Genomic DNA, 16,303 nt, shown 5'->3' on the forward strand with positions numbered 1-16,303 from the left:
TCGTAGATCCGCACCGCGGGGACGGTAATCTACGCGGTTCTGCTGATGTTTGCGGTGCGTGAGCGCCGCATGCTGGCTAGCATGAGCGAACCAGACGCAGACACGCCGTTGAACTGGAGCGACCTAGGTGTGAGCGAGCTTCCGACGGGAACGGTGACGTTGCTGCTGGCTGATGTCGAGGGCTCGACGCGGCTGTGGGAGAACCGACCGGAGGAGATGACGGCCGCCGTCGCGGGGCTGGATCGCACGGTGAGTCAGGTCATCGCAGCCCATCGGGGTGTGCGGCCGGTCGAACAAGGTGAGGGCGACAGTTTCGTGGTGTCGTTCGCCCGCGCATCCGACGCCGTGGCGTGCGCGTTGGAGTTGCAGCTTGCGCCGCTGGCGCCGATCCGGCTGCGTATCAGCGTGCACACTGGGGAGGTGCAGTTGCGCGATGAAGGCAACTACATCGGTCCGACGATGAACCGGGCGGCGCGGCTGCGCGATCTGGCACATGGCGGTCAGACCGTGTTGTCGGGGACCACCGGGGATCTGGTCGCCGACCGGCTCCCGCCCGACGCGTGGATGACAGAGTTGGGTAGTCACCGGCTGCGTGATCTCCCGCGTCCCGAACGGGTGATGCAGCTGTGCCATCCCGACCTGCACAACGAGTTCCCTCCGCTGCGCAACCGCGAAACCGTTGTTGCCCAGCATCTTCCGGCGCAATTCACGAGTTTCGTTGGCCGCCAGGCCGAGATTGAAGACCTGCGGCAGATGCTGGCTGACAAGCGGCTCGTGACGCTGACTGGCGCCGGTGGTGTCGGTAAGACGCGGCTGGCGGTGCAGGTGGCCGCCGAGATGGCCGGTGGATTCGGTGGCGGGGCGTGGTACGTCGATCTGGCGCCGATCACCGATCCCGATCTGGTGGCGGTCGCGGTGGTGCGCGCGCTGGGCCTGCCCGATCAGCAGGGCAGCTCGGCGATGGACATGCTGTTGCGGTTTGTCGGCGACCGTCGGATGCTGATCGTGCTGGACAACTGCGAGCATCTGCTAGACGCGTGCGCGGCTCTGGTCGTTGGCCTGCAGGGCGGCTGCCCGGCGGTGACGCTTGTGGCGACGAGTCGTGAGCCGATCGGGGTGGCAGGCGAGGTGAGTTGGCGGGTGCCGTCACTGTCGTTGGCCGACGAGGCGATCGAGTTGTTCACCGACCGCGCGCGAGCGGTCCGGCCCGATTTCGGGCTCACCGACGACAACGCCGCCGCGGTGGCGGAGATCTGCCGGCGCCTTGACGGCGTGCCGCTGGCGATCGAGCTGGCGGCGGCGCGGGTGCGCGTCTTATCGCTGACCGAGATCCGCGACAGCCTGCATGACCGCTTCCGGCTGCTGACCGGGGGAGCGCGCACGGCGGTGCGCCGCCAGCAGACGTTGCGGGCCTCGGTGGATTGGTCGCATGCGCTGCTAACAGAGCTCGAACGCATCGTGTTCGCCCGGCTGGCGGTGTTCATGGGCGGGTTCGACCTCGACGCCGCGGAGGCGGTCACCGGCAGCGGCGACGTGGAGCGCTACCAGGTCCTCGACCTGCTTACACTGCTGGTCGACAAGTCGCTGGTCGTGGCCGAAAGCACAAGTGGCCCAACAAGGTACCGGCTACTCGAAACGGTGCGCCAATACGCTCTGGAAAAGCTGGGCGAGTCCGGCCAGGCCGACACAATACGTGCCCGTCACCGCGACTACTACACGGCCATGGCGACCCTGCTCGACACCCCGGCGCCTACCGGCCACGAGCAGCGTCTCGAACAGGCCGACACCGAGATCGACAACCTGCGCGCCGCATTCACATGGAGCCGGGAAAACTCCGATATGGCGCTTGCATCGCAAATGGCGTCTTCGCTGCAGCCGCTGTGGCTCGCACGAGGACGTATCCGGGAAGGGTTGGCCTGGTTCGACCTCGCCTTAGCCGACCAGAACGCAGATCCCTCCGAGGAGGCGCCTGCAGTGCGCGCGGCGGCACTCGCCGACAAGGCGACGCTCAACGCGCACATGGGTGCCACCGACAGCATGGAGCAAGCCCTCCAAGCCCTGGCGATCGCGCGCGACGTTGACGACCCCGCCCTATTGCTCCGGGCTCTCACCGCCTGCGGATGCGTCGCGGTCTACGACCCCGACGTGTCCCACCCCTACTTCACCGAGGCGATGGGCCTGGCCCGCTCGACGGGCGACCGATGGAGGCTCAGTCAGATTCTGGGTTGGCAGGCGTTCGGCCTGACGATGGAGGGTCATCCGGTTGCGATACGTGCCGCTGCGGAAGAAGGACGCGACCTCGCCGCCACCATCGGTGACCGGTTCTCCGCTCATGCGTGCGGCTGGTGTCTTGGTGTGGCACACGGTATGACCGGTGATTTGACTGGAGCCGTCGCACAGTTGGGCGGGGTGATTGCCGAGGCCGGCGCGGCCCGCGACGTTTACTGGGTGTGCTGCGGCCTGTCCATGCAGGCGATCATGCTTGCCTGGCACGGGGACCCGAGTACCGCGCGGGAGTGCGCCGACGCGGCCGTCGACGTTGCTGCAGAACTCGGCGGGATCTTCCCGGGTCTGGCCCACGTCGGCGTGACGGTCGCGAGTCTCGCCGCGGGCGACGTTGCCGCGGCCGACGATGCCATCGCTGCGGGCTTGCCCCATCTCAATCTCCAGCCCAAGTTGGCGGCGATCTGGATCGCATATGCGGCTCAGGCGGCGCTAGCTCGTGGGGATCTGACTGCGGCCCGCAGCCTGGCGGATGACGCCGTCGCGCGGACGAGCGGCTTTCACCTAGCGCTGGCCCTTGCCGTGCGCTCAGGCGTGGCGATCGCGCAGGGCGAGCCTGATCAGGCAGACCGCGACGCCCACGATGCGCTCGGAACTGCCGCCAGCACAGGGACATACGGCGCTAGTCCAGAGGCTCTCGAGTGCCTCGCAGTACTTGCCTTTGGTGCGGGCAGTCACCCTGAGGCGGCGAGGCTATTCGGCGCCGCAGACGCTATGCGGCAGCGTGGCGGCCTCGTCCGCTTCAAGATCTTCGACGCCTTCTTCGAGTTCCCGATCGTGGCGGTTCGTGATGCGATGGGCGAGAAGGACTTTGAAGCCGGGTGGGCCGAGGGCGCTGCGCTGTCCACCGACGAAGCGATCGCCTACGCGCAGCGCGGCCGCGGGAAACGCAAACGCCCCACCAGCGGGTGGGCCGCGCTCACTCCGACCGAGCGCGACGTCGTCCGACTGGTCAGCGAAGGCCTCGCCAACAACGACATCGCCGCAAGGCTTTTCGTCTCACCACGCACCGTGCAAACCCACCTCACCCATGTCTACACCAAACTCGGACTGACCTCGCGTGTGCAACTCGTCCAAGAAGCAGCCCGTCACGGCTGACCCGGCCTGATGTGGCACAGTCGGCCCCTGGCTGGGCCTGCGCCTCAAGAGAATGTTCTTCAATCCCTGACTTCGATATGCGCGCCGACGTCGGGACCTGACGAAACAGGTGGCTGACGATCGCCGGAATGGTCGGTGTGGATGGTCACGGTGACCTCCTCAAATCGGAATGAGTCGACGATCCGATGTCGGCGGGATGGGAAGATCGGCGCGAAAGCGGAAATCCTCGCGATGTGCGGTCTTATCTCCGCAAGCCGAGGCGGCCAATCTACGCGGTTCCGCTGATGTTTGGCGCACTTGATCACCGCAGGCTGGTTAGCATGAGCGCAACTGACCCATTCGCGGACATGCCTTTGAACGAGAGCGACCTAGGTTTGAGCGAGCTTCCGGCGGGAACAGTGACGTTGCTGATGGCCGACGTCGAGGGTTCGACGCGGCTGTGGCATTCCCAACCGGACGAAATGACGGCCGCCATCGCTCTGCTGGATCGCACAATGTGCGACATCGTCGCGTCCCATCACGGTGTACGGCCGGTCGAACAGGGCGAAGGGGATAGCTTCGTGGTCGCGTTCAGCCGTGCCAGCGACGCCGTGGCCTGTGCCCTGGAGTTACAGCAGGCACCGCTGGCCCCTATTCGACTGCGCATCGGCGTGCATACCGGCGAGGTGCAACTGCGTGATGAGGGCAACTACGTCGGGCCGACGGTGAACCGGACCGCACGGCTGCGCGATCTTGCGCACGGCGGGCAGACGGTACTGTCGGGCACCACCAACGACCTGGTGGTCGATGGGCTTCGGCTCGGCGTCTGGCTGACCGATCTCGGCACCCATCATCTACGTGACATGCCTAGACCCGAACGGGTCATACAGCTGTGCCATCCCGACCTTCACAATGAGTTCCCACCGCTGCGCGTGGACGAAACCGTTGTCGCCCACCATCTTCCGGTCCAGTTCACAAGCTTCGTGGGCCGGGAAGTCGAAATGAATGACATGCGGCAGATACTGGTCGACAACCGGATCGTGACCCTCACTGGCGCGGGCGGCATCGGCAAAACACGCCTTGCGATCCAGGTGGCAGCCAATATGGCCGGCGAATTCGGTGGCGGGGCGTGGTGCGTCGATCTGGCGCCGATCACCGATCCCGATCTGGTGGCGGTCGCGGTGATCCGCGCGCTGGGCCTGCCCGATCAGCAGGGCAGCTCCGCGATGGATATGCTGCTGCGGTTTGTCGGCGACCGTCAAACGCTGATTGTGCTCGACAATTGTGAACATCTGATCGACGCATGCGCCGAACTGATTGTCGGTCTGCTGGGCGGCTGCCCGGCCGTGACGTTTGTGGCGACGAGTCGTGAGCCGATCGGGGTGCCCGGCGAAGTGAGTTGGCGGGTGCCGTCGCTGTCGTTGGCCGACGAGGCGATCGAGTTGTTCACCGACCGCGCGCGAGCCGTCCGGCCCGACTTCCGCCTCACCGACGACACCGCCGCAACCGCGGTGGAGATCTGCCGGCGCCTCGACGGCGTGCCGCTGGCGATCGAGCTGGCAGCGGCTCGGGTCCGCGTGATGTCGCTGATCGAGATCCGCGACGGCCTGCAGGACGGCTTTCGGCTGCTGACCGGCGGGGCACGCACCGCCATGCCCCGCCAACAAACACTGCGGGCTTCGGTGGATTGGTCGCATGCGCTGCTGACCGAACCCGAACGCGTCGTGTTCCGCCGGCTCGCGGTGTTCATGGGCGGGTTCGACCTCGACGGCGCCCAGGCAATCGCCGGCGGCACCGACGCGGAGCGCTATCAGGTCCTCGACCTGCTGACACTGCTGGTCGACAAGTCCCTGGTCGTCGCCGAAAGCACTAGTGGCCCAACGCGATACCGCTTGCTGGAGACGATACGCCAATACGCTCTGGAGAAGCTCAGCGAGTCCGGCGAGAGCGACACCATGCGCGCCCGCCACCGTGACCACTACACAACCATGGCTGCGCTGCTCGACAGCCCCGCACATGCCGGTCATGAGCGCCGTCTGCAGCAGGCCGACAGCGAGATCGACAACCTACGAGCCGCATTCATCTGGAGTCGGGAGAATTCCGACACCGAACTCGCATCCAAGCTCGCCTCGTCGCTACTGCGACTGTGGCTCGAGCGGGGTCGGATCCGGGAAGGACGGACCTGGCTCGACGCCGCCCTGACCGACCAAGATGCACACCAGAGCACTGCGGCGCCGGCGGTGCGCGCGAGGCTTTTGGCCGACGACGCGATCCTCGATATCTACGCTGGCGGAACCGATCGTATGGAGCGAGCTCGCGAAGCCTTGGCGACTGCACGTGAGCTCGACGACCGGGCCCTGTTGACCTGGGCGCTGACTGCCTGCAGCGGCGTCGTGCTCTATGAGCCTGAAGTTGCCCAGCCCTACCTCACCGAAGCGATCGCTCTGGCCCGTTCAATAGACGACAAATGGCGGCTCGGCCACATTCTTCACCAGCAGGCGTACGCAGCGATCATGGCCGGTGATCCCATCGCGGCGATGACCGCTGCCGAAGAAGGGTGTGGACTCGCAGACGCAATTGGTGATCGGTTTGTGTGGCGTGCATGCCGCTGGGATCTCGGTGTGGCACAGGGGATGATCGGCGACATGAGTCGGGCCGTCGCACAATTGCGCGAGGTCGTTACCGAGGCCGACGCGGCTCACGATGCTCTCTGGAGGTCGCTCGCACTGTCCTTGCAGGCCCTCATGCTGTCCTACCACGGAGATACGGAGGCGGCACGTGCCTGCGCCAACACGGCCATCGTGGATGCCGTGGAACTTGGCGGGATCTACCCAGGCCTCGCCTATGGGGGGTTGATCGCCGCGACACTGGCTTCCGGGGACGTCGCCGCGGCCGACGATTCGATCGTGGCGGGCTGGCACCATGTGACTGTGCAGCCCACGATGGCGGCGATCTGGATCGTTTACCGAGCCCACGCCGCGCTGGCACACGGGGATCTAACGGCAGCCAGGTGCTGGGCCGACGAGGCTGTCGCGGCGACGCGCGGATTTCACCAATCGCTGGCGCTGACCACGAGCGCGGGCGTTGCGATCGCCCAGGGTGAGCCCGAACAGGCAGACCGAGACGCGCACGATGCGCTTGCAATCGCCGCGCACACCAAGGCATACGGCTGCACCGCCGATGCCCTCGAGTGCCTGGCCGCACTCGCTGTCGGCGTCGGCAACAACAGCGAAGCCACGCGGCTGTTCGGCGCCGCAGACGCTATGCGGCAGCGTGGCGGCCTCGTCCGCTTCAAGATCTTCGACGCCTTCTTCGAGTTCCCGATCGTGGCGGTTCGTGATGCGATGGGCGAGAAGGACTTTGAAGCCGGGTGGGCCGAGGGCGCTGCGCTGTCCACCGACGAAGCGATCGCCTACGCGCAGCGCGGCCGCGGGAAACGCAAACGCCCCACCAGCGGGTGGGCCGCGCTCACTCCGACCGAGCGCGACGTCGTCCGACTGGTCAGCGAAGGCCTCGCCAACAACGACATCGCCGCAAGGCTTTTCGTCTCACCACGCACCGTGCAAACCCACCTCACCCACGTCTACACCAAACTCGGACTCACCTCGCGTGTGCAACTCGTCCAAGAAGCAGCCCGACACGGCTGACCCACGGGCCTGACACCGGACAGTTCTGCTCCTTCTAAGTCACCTGTTGCGCGCCGGTGGCGATCTCGGTGATTCCGCCCATGTCGGCGGAATGGTGATTGCGCCCGGTCAGCAGAGCCTGCCGAGTCGGTGAACACAGGGTGGTGGTGTGGAAGCGGTTGTACCTCAGGCCGCCCGCGGCCAGCCTCTCCGCGACCGGCGTCTGGCAGGGACCACCAAAGATGCTAAATGAACCGAACCCCGCATCATCGATCAGAATGGGCAGCTGCATCTCCACAACGGTGTGACCGGCCCGCCCGCGAACTCACTCATAGGCTAAATGTCGGTGGTCGCCCCTACGGTGCATGGCATGAAGCTCGTATCCATCCGCATCATCACCGCCGACGTGAAGCGTCTCGTCTCGTTCTACGAGCTGGTCACCGGAGCCGAGGCCGTCTGGGGCAACGAACTGTTCGCCGAGATTCCCTCGCCGGCCGGCACGTTGGCGATCGGTAGCGAGAAGACGGTCCCGCTGTTCGGGATCGGGTCCGCCGAGCCTGCGGCCAATCGCACCGCCATCATCGAGTTCATCGTCGACGACGTGGACGCGGAGTACGAGCGGCTTCGCGGGCAGCTGTCGGAGGTGGTGACCGAGCCGACGACGATGCCGTGGGGAAACCGTGCACTGTTGTTCCGCGACCCCGAGGGAAACCTCGTCAACCTATTCACACCCGTCACCGACCAGGCCCGGGAAAAGTTCGGGGTTTGATGGCTGTGACGTTCTAGAGTCGAGAGATGGTGTCGGTCCGGCAGTTTCAGGTCACCTTCGATTGCGCATCACCAGAGCGCGTGGCGCTCTTCTGGTGTGAGGCGCTCGGCTACGTCGTACCCCCTCCGCCGGAGGGGTTCGCCGATTGGGACGAGTTCGAACGCACGTTGCCTGCTGAAAGCACGGAGCCGCGTACGCGTGCATCGATCCCACGGGCGTGGGGCCACGGCTGTACTTCCAGCGGGTTCCCGAAGGCAAGGTGGTCAAGAATCGAGCGCATCTCGACGTCAGGGTCGGTACTGGGTTGGCGGGCGCGGAGCGCCTTGCAGCGCTCGAGGCCGAGTGCGCACGTCTCGTCCCGCTCGGTGCGACCCGCGTCCGGCTATTGCCTGCGGGTGATGGCGAAGAGTCCTGCATCGTGATGCAGGACGTCGAAGGCAACGAGTTCTGCCTGGATTGATCGACGAGATAAGCGCGACGTTCGGGCTCTGACGGAGACGCGCCGACTGTGGGGGATGTGCACGAGATCCGCGCGATTTTCGTCCGCAAGGCCCACACTCGCCGAACAGAGGTGATTTCTCAGAGGAGACGCGTCGACCACGCCGCGTCAGGCCGCCGCCCTGAAGATTCTCAACGCATTTCGCAGTGGCGCCACGAACACCACCCGATCGGACACGGCTCGCGATGCGCCGTCGAGCGACGATTGCCCGTGTAGGGTGCCGGTCACAGTTGAATGCATAAGTGATCGACGTCACTACACAGGCAGTCAGGAAGGCGCGCGGCACCGATGCCCGAGAAACCATCCAACTCGACCAAGTGGCGGCCACACTTCGAGGACATCCAGGCTCACTACGACCTGTCCGACGACTTCTTCGGGCTGTTCCAGGATCCGAGCCGTACCTATAGCTGCGCCTACTTCGAGCCCGCGGATCTGTCGCTCGAGCAGGCGCAGGTCGCCAAGATCGACCTGAACCTGGACAAGCTGGACCTCAAGCCCGGCATGACGCTGCTCGACATCGGCTGCGGCTGGGGCGCCACCATGAAGCGGGCGGTTGAGAAGTACGACGTCAACGTCATCGGCCTGACGCTGTCCAAGAACCAGCGGGCCTACACCACCGCGCTGCTCGACCAGCACGCCGGCGACCGCACGTGCGAAGTGCTCCTACAGGGCTGGGAACAGTTCCATCGTCCGGTCGACCGGATCGTGTCCATCGAGGCGTTCGAACACTTCGGTTTCGAGCGCTACGACGACTTCTTCAAGAACTGCTTCAGCATCATGCCCGACGACGGACGCATGACGATCCAGAGCACCACCAGCTACCACCCCTACGAAATGGCCGAGCGCGGAACGCCAATTACGTTCGAGGGCTTGCGATTCGTCAAGTTCATCCTCACCGAGATCTTCCCCGGCGGTCGGATTCCCACCGCCACGATGATGCAGGAGCACGGCGAGAAGGCCGGATTCACCGTCCCCGAGGTGCTTTCGCTGCGCCCGCACTACATCAAGACGTTGCGCATCTGGGGCGACGCTCTGGAAGCCAACAGGGACGAGGCCATCGCGATCCAGTCCGTCGAGGTCTACGACCGCTACATGAAGTACCTCAGGGGCTGCGAGGGAATGTTCACCAATCAGTACTGCGACGTCAATCTCGTCACGTACCTGAAGTCCGCTGCGTAGCTAACGCCGAAGGCCGCCCAAACCCGATATCCCGGGCTAACCGGCTAAGCGTTCTTTGGCGGTTTGGAGTGGTCGGCCCGCCGACCTCGGGGATGATTATCGACGGGCCGATCCATGCACAAGAACGCATATCTCAGGTCGGTTTCATCCCGCTGCCGAGTGTGGCGTAGCGCACGTCGCTACGGGACGACGGCGATCTCGTCGCTCAGCCTGTAACCGGGTGCCAACGGCAGGGTGTCGCCGCTCCAGAACTTGCCGGGGTCGAACCAGTTGGACGACTTGTCCGTCGCGAGCAGACCCATCTCGTCGTAGGTGACGGCCACCGTCTCGGCACAGTAGGCGGTTTCCAGTCCGACGCTGTTGCGCTCGGCCTTCTTGCGCTCTGCCGCTGCTCGAGCCCTGCGGTCCAGCAACGGGATTCCCTTCACCCAGTCAACCGTCGTCGGAACGCGGCCCCGGAACCACCGTGCGGTCACGCCCGCGGTGGTGGGGAACGGTGTGCCGTCCAGCCGGGCGATGACCCGCAGCATGCGGTCCTCTTGCTCGCGGGTGGCGTACGGAGTCAGCTGACGCAGCCAGCACCGCTGCTCGTATTTGTCGAGCCACTGCTCGATGGCCTGGCGGGCGTCGTTGAGCTGCACGCCGCGGTGCGTGGAGCCGGTCCACATGTCGATCAGAGTGTGGCCGAGTTCGGCGTGCCAGATCAACGGGGGCATGTCGTCGATCGCGACCGTCATCCCGACGTGGTTGACCGGACTGTTCGTCAACGACTGGATCGCCCGGTCGGGCCCCGAGTGCCCCCGAAATAGCCAGATATCGCCGGTACGGGTCTCGTCCAGCGCGCGGTCCAGGGACACCGTGCTTTCCTTCACCAGGGCAGCTTAGGCAGACTTTGCCCATGCGAGGCATATGGAAGTTGATTGGACTGGCTGGTGTCGCCGGCGTGGTGGCAGGTGGAGTGCTGGTGGCGCGTGATCAGCGCAAGCGAAAGTCGTACACGTCCGACGACATCCGAGCCCGGCTGCACCAGCGGGCGGCCGAGGCGGGAATCACCGAGAGCGGGTCATAGCGCCAGCGCGTACAGCCGGTGGGTGCCGCTGAAACCCTTCAGCTCGACGTCGCGGCCGTCGTCGTACGCGATGCCGTTCTCGTCGCCGATGGCGTCGCGGACCGGCTCGCTGACGAGGACCTCGCCGCCGGTGGCCGAGGCGGCGACCCGCGCGGCCATTGCCACGTTGCGGCCGAACAAGTCGTCGCCGCGGCGCACCGACTTGCCGACGTGGATGCCGATCCTGACGCGAATCCCGTCCGGCCGCTTGAGGAGTTCGCGCTGAACGTCGATGCCGCAGCGCGCCGCTTCCTCGGGTTGCGCGAAGGCGATCATGAACCCGTCGCCCTGACTCTTGACCACGTGGCCGGCATGCCGCTTCACGTGGCGGCTGACCATCTTGTCGTGTCGGTCGATCAGCCTGACCCACGCGCGGTCGCCGATCCGTTCGTTGAGCGCCGTTGACTGCTCGATGTCGGAGAACAGGATGGCGACGCGTCCGCTCGGGGCAAGCCGGGCCAGGTCGGGGCGCTGCACCTCCGCCCAGTCGGCGAGGTCCTCGATCGACGAGCGGACCGCCGCGCCCAACCCCTCCTTGCGCAGGATGTTGGCGGTCTGCCACATGTTCTTGACGGCCTCCCGGCCGCCGGACAGCAAGTTGGCCCGGGTGTCGACGCGACGGCGAAGTTCGGCCAACTGCCGTTGGTCGCGGGTCAGCCGCGACCACAGGCCGACGATTGCGACGGCTTCGACCACGGCGATGGCGCCGAGCACGTAGACCGCGATCATGGTTCCCGTCACCGCTCAAGTATTGGATGCTGAAGCCGTGATGCCGGTGAAGACCCCCTATTACGAAAGCCGTTTCGTCAGGGCCAACCACCCCGACCAGCCGTTGGCGCTGTGGTTGCGGGAGACGTTGCTCCTTCCGACGGTCGGCGCGCCGGTGGCCGAGGTGTGGGTGATGGTCTTCGATCCGGACGGTGCCGGGAATCGGGCGCTCAAGGTCGGGTATCCGATTGGCAGCTCCGACTACCGCTATGAGACCGGCGCCAGTACCTGGACCGCACGGATCGGCGACACGACGATCGACGACGAGTCCGCCCGCGGCGCCATCACCGGCGCCGGGCGTTCCGCAGCGTGGGACCTGAGCATCGCCCCCGGCGACCAGCCGCCCGTGAAGCTGCTGACCGAGCGCGGATACCGCGCACCGTTCCCCACCGCCAAGACGATGGTCCGGCATCCGCTCGCGACGTTCGACGGGCAGGTGGAATTCGACGGTGCCCGGCTGGGCCTGCAGCACTGGGTCGGCAGCGTCAATCACAACTGGGGCAGGCGTCACACGCCGGCCTATGCGTTCGGCCAGGTGTGCGGTTTCGACGGTGCGCCCGACGCAAGCCTGGAGATCGTCACCGCGCACGCCGCCGTCGGGCCCATCTCGCTCCTGGCCGCGACGCTGTTCGTATTGCGCCTCGGCGGACGCGAATTCGCCGTCCGGTCGATTCCCGGCGCCCGTCGCACTCATGGGCGCTACCGGCCGTTCTCCTGGTCGTTCGGGGGACGGGTCGGGGACGTGACGATGGAGGGCGAGATCACCGCCGAACCATCCGACGTCATCGGGTTGACGTACTTCGACACCGGCGGCGCGACGAAGTACTGCTACAACTCCGCACTCGCCACGTGTCGAATCAGGTTGTCGGGAACGGGTTTCACTGACGAACTCGTCGCCTCGCGCCGGGCGATGTTCGAAATCCTGTTGCCCGAGCCGCACGTGGCGGTGCCGCTGCTGGCCTAGTCTTCGTCCTCGTCGGCGAGCTCGATGAGCATGCATTCGGGGTGATCTTCTGTGCAAAGGCCGGGCGTTTGCTTACTCGGGGCACGTTCCAGGTCTAAGGAGGTGCGCTTACGTCCCGTAGCTGAGCGCGGTTCCGGCCGCCGAGATGACGAGGCCGAAGATCGCCCATCGGAGATCTAGCACCTGCGCTCTGTCGACCTGGTCAAACCTTTTCCCGATCCAAGATCGCGTTTCAGCACGTACTTCCCCGAACGACCGGTCAAGCACTGCAAGCCTTTCGCCCATTTGCGGGAGCTGCTTGGCGAGGTTGTTCGCAAACACAGCTAAGCGCTCGACTTGTTGCTCGACCGGAATTTGTGGATCAACGGCAAATACCTCAACTCCAACTACGGAGCCAGCTAGTTCGGCCACATCAGTTCGCAAGCCAATGCGATGGCGCAGTTCATCTTGAAACTTCTTAAATTCTTCCCCTGTCAGCAAAAGGCCAAGAACAACCGCCCAAAAGACTGCTTTTGCGAGAGCGAGGCCATAGCTCGCCCGTGTGTATGTGCTCGCCAGTCCGCCAGCGGTCACAAGTGCGCCAACAAGCTGGACAATTGTCGCCCAGTCCTTCCGCGCAGGCTCGCCGAGCCAGTTCCATACCTGTGGCCAGAAGTCCAAGTAGTAGCGCAGAAGTAGAGCGCTGGCGAGCGCAAAGATTATGCCGAACACAGCACCGAGAAGCTTTTGCACGCTGCATATGCTGCCAGGTCGCGGGGATGGCATGGACGACTTCAACAGGAAGTTCGCGAAGGTGTTCAAGCAGAACGAACGAGCGATACCAGATGTCATTCTTCGACTGAGCCCAACTCTGCGTGTCACAAACCGTCGCGCTCTGACAGCTCAAACCAAAGTGACACAAGGGGTTGAGCGGCATCGCGAACGTGCGCAGACTGCCGAATTTCCGCGGCGCGTCGGGCGCAGACACGCACGCTCGCGCAAGCTGGGCTTAGCCGAATGCGGCCGTGACCGTCGCCATGTCGAAGTAGTCCCGCCACGCGGCGATCTGGCCGTCGCGCACTTCGAACACGCCCATCACCGGCAGAGCGATCTCGCCGCCGTCCTTGCGTCGCATGGTGTCGGTGCGCTCGTTCATCACCAGATCGCCGTGGCTGATCTGACGATGCACGGCGAAGTCGATGCCGTCGAACGCGGCAAGGAAGCCGGCGATGAACTCCTTGATGGCCTCGCGGCCCTCGGCGGGTGGCATCGGGATGTTGTGGTAAACGGCGTCTTCGGTGAATCGTCCAGTGATCTCTTCGAGGTTCGGTGTGGACCACAGCTTGCAGAACTCGGTGACTACGTCGTCAGGCGTCATGCCTTGATGAAACGCAGCCAGGCGAGCTAATGCAAGCCCTGCCGTCCGCACTCAAGATCCAGGTGTGGCGAACACGAACAGGGCCATGAAGGCGACGTTGATGAAGAAGGTCGCTTCGACCAGGCTGACGGTGATGAAGAACGGTGTGTACAGCCGCGAGAGCGACTCGGGTTGACGGGCGACTCCGGCGATGAGTTGCGCGCCGGCCATGCCGTCGCCGACACCGGCGCCGATGGCTCCACCGGCCAGGACGATCGCGCCAGCCAGTAGCGCATTTCCCATGAGTGCATCAGTGGCCATGGCAGCCTCCTAGTGGGTGGATTGGTGGAGCAGGTTCTCGACGGTGGCGACCACCCGTGCGGCGCCGTCTTCGTCGGCGATGCGAACGGCGAGTTGTCGTGCCGTGTCACGGAGTTGGCTGTCGGTGACCGCCGCGCGGATGGCGTCGGCGAGCCTGTCGGCGGTCAATTTGCGTTGGGCGATCGGTGCGGCGCTGGCGCCGAGTTCGTGTAGCCGCCGGGCCCAGAAGGGTTGATCACCAGCGGGTCCTGGCAGGGGGATCGTAGGGAGGCCTGCGCGCAGGGTGGCGGCGGTGGTCCCTGCGCCGCAGTGATGTGCCACGGCGGCCATTCGAGGGAAGAGCCAGTCGTGGGGTGCTTCGCCGATCGTGAGGACGTCGTCACCGGATACGTCGAGACCGGCCCAACCGGATTGAACGACACCGCGCATACCCGCCTGCCGCAGCCCATCGGCAATGATGTCGGCGAGTCGTTCTGCACGACGTTCGGTGACCACGGTGCTGCCGAAGCCGATGAACACCGGCGCAGAGCCCGCGGCCAGGAAATCGATCAGCGCTTGCGGTGGCTGCCATCCAGCTGTCGGTGCCTGCCGCCAATATCCGACGACCTCTAGGTTGGCCCGCCAATCGGCGGGACGCGGCAGGACGATGGGCGAATAGCCGTGCAGGATCGGCCAGTTCGCGCCTGAGCGTTGGCGTCGAAGCGCACGCGTGGAGAGTTTCGGCAGTCCGAGGTCGCGGCGGAACCCGGCGACGACCCCGCCGTACAGACGGTCGATGATCCACGCACTAGCATTGGCGGCCAGACGATTGCCTCGGGTACCAGCCGACCAGGCGCCGAGCACGGTCGGCGGGTAGGCGGCGGTGGCCGAAAGCGGTTGCATTCGCACGCCGACCGAGGGGATTCCCATCGCTTCGGCGAGGGGATGGCCAGCCAACTCCGACAAGGGCGGGAGCAACAGAACGTCGGCGGGCACGTCGTGCAGTGCATTCAGAATCGACTGGCCGGTGTCCCGCACCCCCCGGGGCGTGAACATCGCCGCGAGGGCCGCTCTCGGGCTGACGTCGGCGTTTTCGGCGCCCGGGGTGAAGTCGGCGGGCAGTTCGCGAAAGTCCAACCCGCACCCGGTGATCAGGTCGGCGAATGGCGTGTACGCGGCCACCACGACCCGGTTTCCGGCCTCCCGCAGCGCCACCCCGACGCCCGTGAGAGGGGCGACGTCCCCACGGCTGCCGATCGCGGCGATCGCAACGGTGCTCATCGCGTACTCCCGACGGCCCGACCGAAGATCTCGACCAGGTCTTCGCCGTAACCCCTTGCGTTGTAATCGGGTTCACGCAGAATCTTCTCCACCACGGCGTTGATGGCGCCGCGAAGCGCGATCGCCATCGACTCGACGGGAAAATCGCCGAACTCGCCGTCGCGCTGGCCGGCCTGCAAGATCGCCGTGGGATCCAGCACGGCCAACTGCTCGGCAATCTCGGGACTGAGGCCCAGCTCATCGAACCGGCGCCCGTCGCTGGGTTGATAACTCGTTCCGAGGGAGGCCAGCGCCTTCAGCGCGACGCGATGGGTGCCGAAGTACTTGATGGTGGAGCGGATGAAGGCGTTGAGCTTGTCCGCCGCGTTGGCTTCGGCGTCGAGGGCTGGGACGAGGACCGCGAGCATTGAGCGGTACATCTGCTCGACGATCGCTTCCACCAGATTGTCTTTGTTGCCGAAGTGGTACAGCACCGCGCTCATCGCGATCCCGACGCGGTCGGCGATCTTGCGAATCGACGCCTGCGCGAAGCCGACCTCGGCGATCACCTCGATCGCACAACCGACGATCTGCGCCTTGCGCGCCGTCCGGGTGAATGACTCCGGCGGGTTGTCCTTCAATCGCATGACCCAACGATAGATCGCCTGATCTATGAATAGTAGTGGTGATCTAATATCAGATCAGTTGATCTAGACGCCGGTGGTCGACCCGGGTCGCACGATCATCAGGATCGTGACGGCCACCCACAGCAGGTTGAAGATCCCCGTGGACATCGCCAGCCGCCCGGCCGCCGCACCCCCGAGCATGGCGCGCTGCGCGGGCAGGACGGCCGCGATCAGGACCACGGCCGCCACGGCGGTAAGTGCGATCGAGACCAGCACCCAGGCCTGGGTCAACGACCCCATCGAGACCGCCGTCGCGATACCCAGCAGAGGAACTGCCACACCGACCGCGGCGTAGGTGACGCAGATCCGGTGCAGTACACCCGCGACGGGCGGCGTCGCGGCGTAGCGCGGAAACATGCTCGCCGCGACGGCAATTGGGCCGACCGCCAGGATCGCGACGACGACATGAATGCTGAGCAGGATCGCGGACATTGCACTCGACGTTAGG

General features: G+C 65.5%; 14 protein-coding genes and 2 pseudogenes. 7 read left to right on the plus strand and 9 right to left on the minus strand.

The features are described from left to right. Nucleotides 1-81: 81 nt before the first annotated feature. A complete protein-coding gene (locus tag HNP02_RS40885) occupies nucleotides 82-3,381 on the plus strand; it encodes a LuxR C-terminal-related transcriptional regulator (RefSeq protein ID WP_375373767.1) in 3,300 nt (1,099 codons plus the stop codon). Nucleotides 3,382-3,728: 347 nt separating this feature from the next. Beyond that, complete coding sequence (locus HNP02_RS40890) at nucleotides 3,729-7,007, plus strand: LuxR C-terminal-related transcriptional regulator (RefSeq protein WP_375373769.1); 3,279 nt, start codon at nucleotides 3,729-3,731, stop codon at nucleotides 7,005-7,007. A gap of 49 nt (nucleotides 7,008-7,056) precedes the next feature. Here HNP02_RS40890 and HNP02_RS40895 read toward each other — a convergent pair. Beyond that, nucleotides 7,057-7,272: pseudogene (locus HNP02_RS40895) on the minus strand (sulfatase-like hydrolase/transferase); the annotation flags it as partial. 84 nt (nucleotides 7,273-7,356) lie between these two features. Here HNP02_RS40895 and HNP02_RS40900 point away from each other — a divergent pair. The 3 genes and pseudogenes from HNP02_RS40900 (at nucleotide 7,357) to HNP02_RS40910 (ending at nucleotide 9,433) form a co-directional block, all read left to right on the plus strand. Beyond that, a complete protein-coding gene (locus HNP02_RS40900) occupies nucleotides 7,357-7,755 on the plus strand; it encodes a glyoxalase/bleomycin resistance/extradiol dioxygenase family protein (RefSeq protein ID WP_184446523.1) in 399 nt (132 codons plus the stop codon). Nucleotides 7,756-7,781: 26 nt separating this feature from the next. After that, nucleotides 7,782-8,215, plus strand: a pseudogene (locus HNP02_RS40905) (VOC family protein). Nucleotides 8,216-8,542: 327 nt separating this feature from the next. After that, nucleotides 8,543-9,433, plus strand: a complete 891-nt coding sequence (locus tag HNP02_RS40910; RefSeq protein WP_184446524.1) for a cyclopropane mycolic acid synthase family methyltransferase — start codon at nucleotides 8,543-8,545, stop codon at nucleotides 9,431-9,433. Nucleotides 9,434-9,612: 179 nt separating this feature from the next. Here HNP02_RS40910 and HNP02_RS40915 read toward each other — a convergent pair whose 3' ends face one another. Then, entirely contained in the window at nucleotides 9,613-10,290 is a 678-nt protein-coding gene (locus tag HNP02_RS40915) for a guanylate cyclase (protein WP_375373770.1), read from the minus strand. A 41-nt stretch (nucleotides 10,291-10,331) separates the two neighbouring features. Here HNP02_RS40915 and HNP02_RS40920 point away from each other — a divergent pair, with 41 nt between their 5' ends. After that, nucleotides 10,332-10,502 carry a hypothetical protein gene (locus HNP02_RS40920; protein WP_184446526.1) on the plus strand — a complete coding sequence of 57 codons (171 nt, stop codon included), beginning with the start codon at nucleotides 10,332-10,334 and terminating at the stop codon, nucleotides 10,500-10,502. On the opposite strand, the gene HNP02_RS40925 is transcribed toward HNP02_RS40920, so the two are convergent. Next, nucleotides 10,497-11,270 carry an adenylate/guanylate cyclase domain-containing protein gene (locus HNP02_RS40925; RefSeq protein ID WP_184446568.1) on the minus strand — a complete coding sequence of 258 codons (774 nt, stop codon included), beginning with the start codon at nucleotides 11,268-11,270 and terminating at the stop codon, nucleotides 10,497-10,499. The two genes, HNP02_RS40920 and HNP02_RS40925, sit on opposite strands and share 6 nt — an antisense overlap. Here HNP02_RS40925 and HNP02_RS40930 point away from each other — a divergent pair. Further along, on the plus strand, nucleotides 11,269-12,273 hold the full coding sequence (locus HNP02_RS40930; RefSeq protein WP_255507517.1) for a hypothetical protein: 1,005 nt from the start codon (nucleotides 11,269-11,271) through the stop codon (nucleotides 12,271-12,273). The two genes, HNP02_RS40925 and HNP02_RS40930, sit on opposite strands and share 2 nt — an antisense overlap. Before the next feature lie 108 nt (nucleotides 12,274-12,381). On the opposite strand, the gene HNP02_RS40935 is transcribed toward HNP02_RS40930, so the two are convergent. From HNP02_RS40935 to HNP02_RS40960, 6 genes are all read right to left on the minus strand, one after another. Then, the gene (locus tag HNP02_RS40935; protein ID WP_184446527.1) at nucleotides 12,382-13,005 is read right to left on the minus strand and encodes a hypothetical protein; all 624 of its coding nucleotides are present in this window, start codon (nucleotides 13,003-13,005) and stop codon (nucleotides 12,382-12,384) included. Between the two features lie 256 nt (nucleotides 13,006-13,261). Then, nucleotides 13,262-13,630 carry a nuclear transport factor 2 family protein gene (locus tag HNP02_RS40940; protein WP_184446528.1) on the minus strand — a complete coding sequence of 123 codons (369 nt, stop codon included), beginning with the start codon at nucleotides 13,628-13,630 and terminating at the stop codon, nucleotides 13,262-13,264. Between the two features lie 51 nt (nucleotides 13,631-13,681). Further along, the gene (locus HNP02_RS40945; RefSeq protein ID WP_375373771.1) at nucleotides 13,682-13,912 is read right to left on the minus strand and encodes a F0F1 ATP synthase subunit C; all 231 of its coding nucleotides are present in this window, start codon (nucleotides 13,910-13,912) and stop codon (nucleotides 13,682-13,684) included. 27 nt (nucleotides 13,913-13,939) lie between these two features. Then, the gene (locus HNP02_RS40950; protein WP_184446530.1) at nucleotides 13,940-15,190 is read right to left on the minus strand and encodes a glycosyltransferase; all 1,251 of its coding nucleotides are present in this window, start codon (nucleotides 15,188-15,190) and stop codon (nucleotides 13,940-13,942) included. Beyond that, the gene (locus tag HNP02_RS40955) at nucleotides 15,187-15,816 is read right to left on the minus strand and encodes a TetR/AcrR family transcriptional regulator (protein ID WP_184446531.1); all 630 of its coding nucleotides are present in this window, start codon (nucleotides 15,814-15,816) and stop codon (nucleotides 15,187-15,189) included. The genes HNP02_RS40950 and HNP02_RS40955 overlap by 4 nt, the downstream gene beginning before the upstream one ends. Nucleotides 15,817-15,879: 63 nt before the next feature. After that, nucleotides 15,880-16,287 (minus strand): hypothetical protein, encoded by a 408-nt coding sequence (locus HNP02_RS40960; protein WP_184446532.1) that lies wholly within the window; start codon nucleotides 16,285-16,287, stop codon nucleotides 15,880-15,882. Nucleotides 16,288-16,303 lie beyond the last annotated feature (16 nt).

The organism is Mycobacterium sp. AZCC_0083, assembly GCF_014202335.1.
Taxonomy (GTDB): domain Bacteria; phylum Actinomycetota; class Actinomycetes; order Mycobacteriales; family Mycobacteriaceae; genus Mycobacterium.

Excerpts from the sequence above, each read along its gene's own strand:
- HNP02_RS40945 (WP_375373771.1), bottom strand. The coding sequence starts at position 13,912 with ATGGGAAATGCGCTACTGGCTGGCGCGATCGTCCTGGCCGGTGGAGCC.
- HNP02_RS40950 (WP_184446530.1), bottom strand. The coding sequence starts at position 15,190 with ATGAGCACCGTTGCGATCGCCGCGATCGGCAGCCGTGGGGACGTCGCC.
- HNP02_RS40890 (WP_375373769.1), top strand. The coding sequence starts at position 3,729 with ATGCCTTTGAACGAGAGCGACCTAGGTTTGAGCGAGCTTCCGGCGGGA.
- HNP02_RS40885 (WP_375373767.1), top strand. The coding sequence starts at position 82 with ATGAGCGAACCAGACGCAGACACGCCGTTGAACTGGAGCGACCTAGGT.
- HNP02_RS40900 (WP_184446523.1), top strand. The coding sequence starts at position 7,357 with ATGAAGCTCGTATCCATCCGCATCATCACCGCCGACGTGAAGCGTCTC.
- HNP02_RS40910 (WP_184446524.1), top strand. The coding sequence starts at position 8,543 with ATGCCCGAGAAACCATCCAACTCGACCAAGTGGCGGCCACACTTCGAG.
- HNP02_RS40960 (WP_184446532.1), bottom strand. The coding sequence starts at position 16,287 with ATGTCCGCGATCCTGCTCAGCATTCATGTCGTCGTCGCGATCCTGGCG.
- HNP02_RS40955 (WP_184446531.1), bottom strand. The coding sequence starts at position 15,816 with ATGCGATTGAAGGACAACCCGCCGGAGTCATTCACCCGGACGGCGCGC.
- HNP02_RS40940 (WP_184446528.1), bottom strand. The coding sequence starts at position 13,630 with ATGACGCCTGACGACGTAGTCACCGAGTTCTGCAAGCTGTGGTCCACA.
- HNP02_RS40925 (WP_184446568.1), bottom strand. The coding sequence starts at position 11,270 with ATGATCGCGGTCTACGTGCTCGGCGCCATCGCCGTGGTCGAAGCCGTC.
- HNP02_RS40920 (WP_184446526.1), top strand. The coding sequence starts at position 10,332 with ATGCGAGGCATATGGAAGTTGATTGGACTGGCTGGTGTCGCCGGCGTG.
- HNP02_RS40930 (WP_255507517.1), top strand. The coding sequence starts at position 11,269 with ATGGTTCCCGTCACCGCTCAAGTATTGGATGCTGAAGCCGTGATGCCG.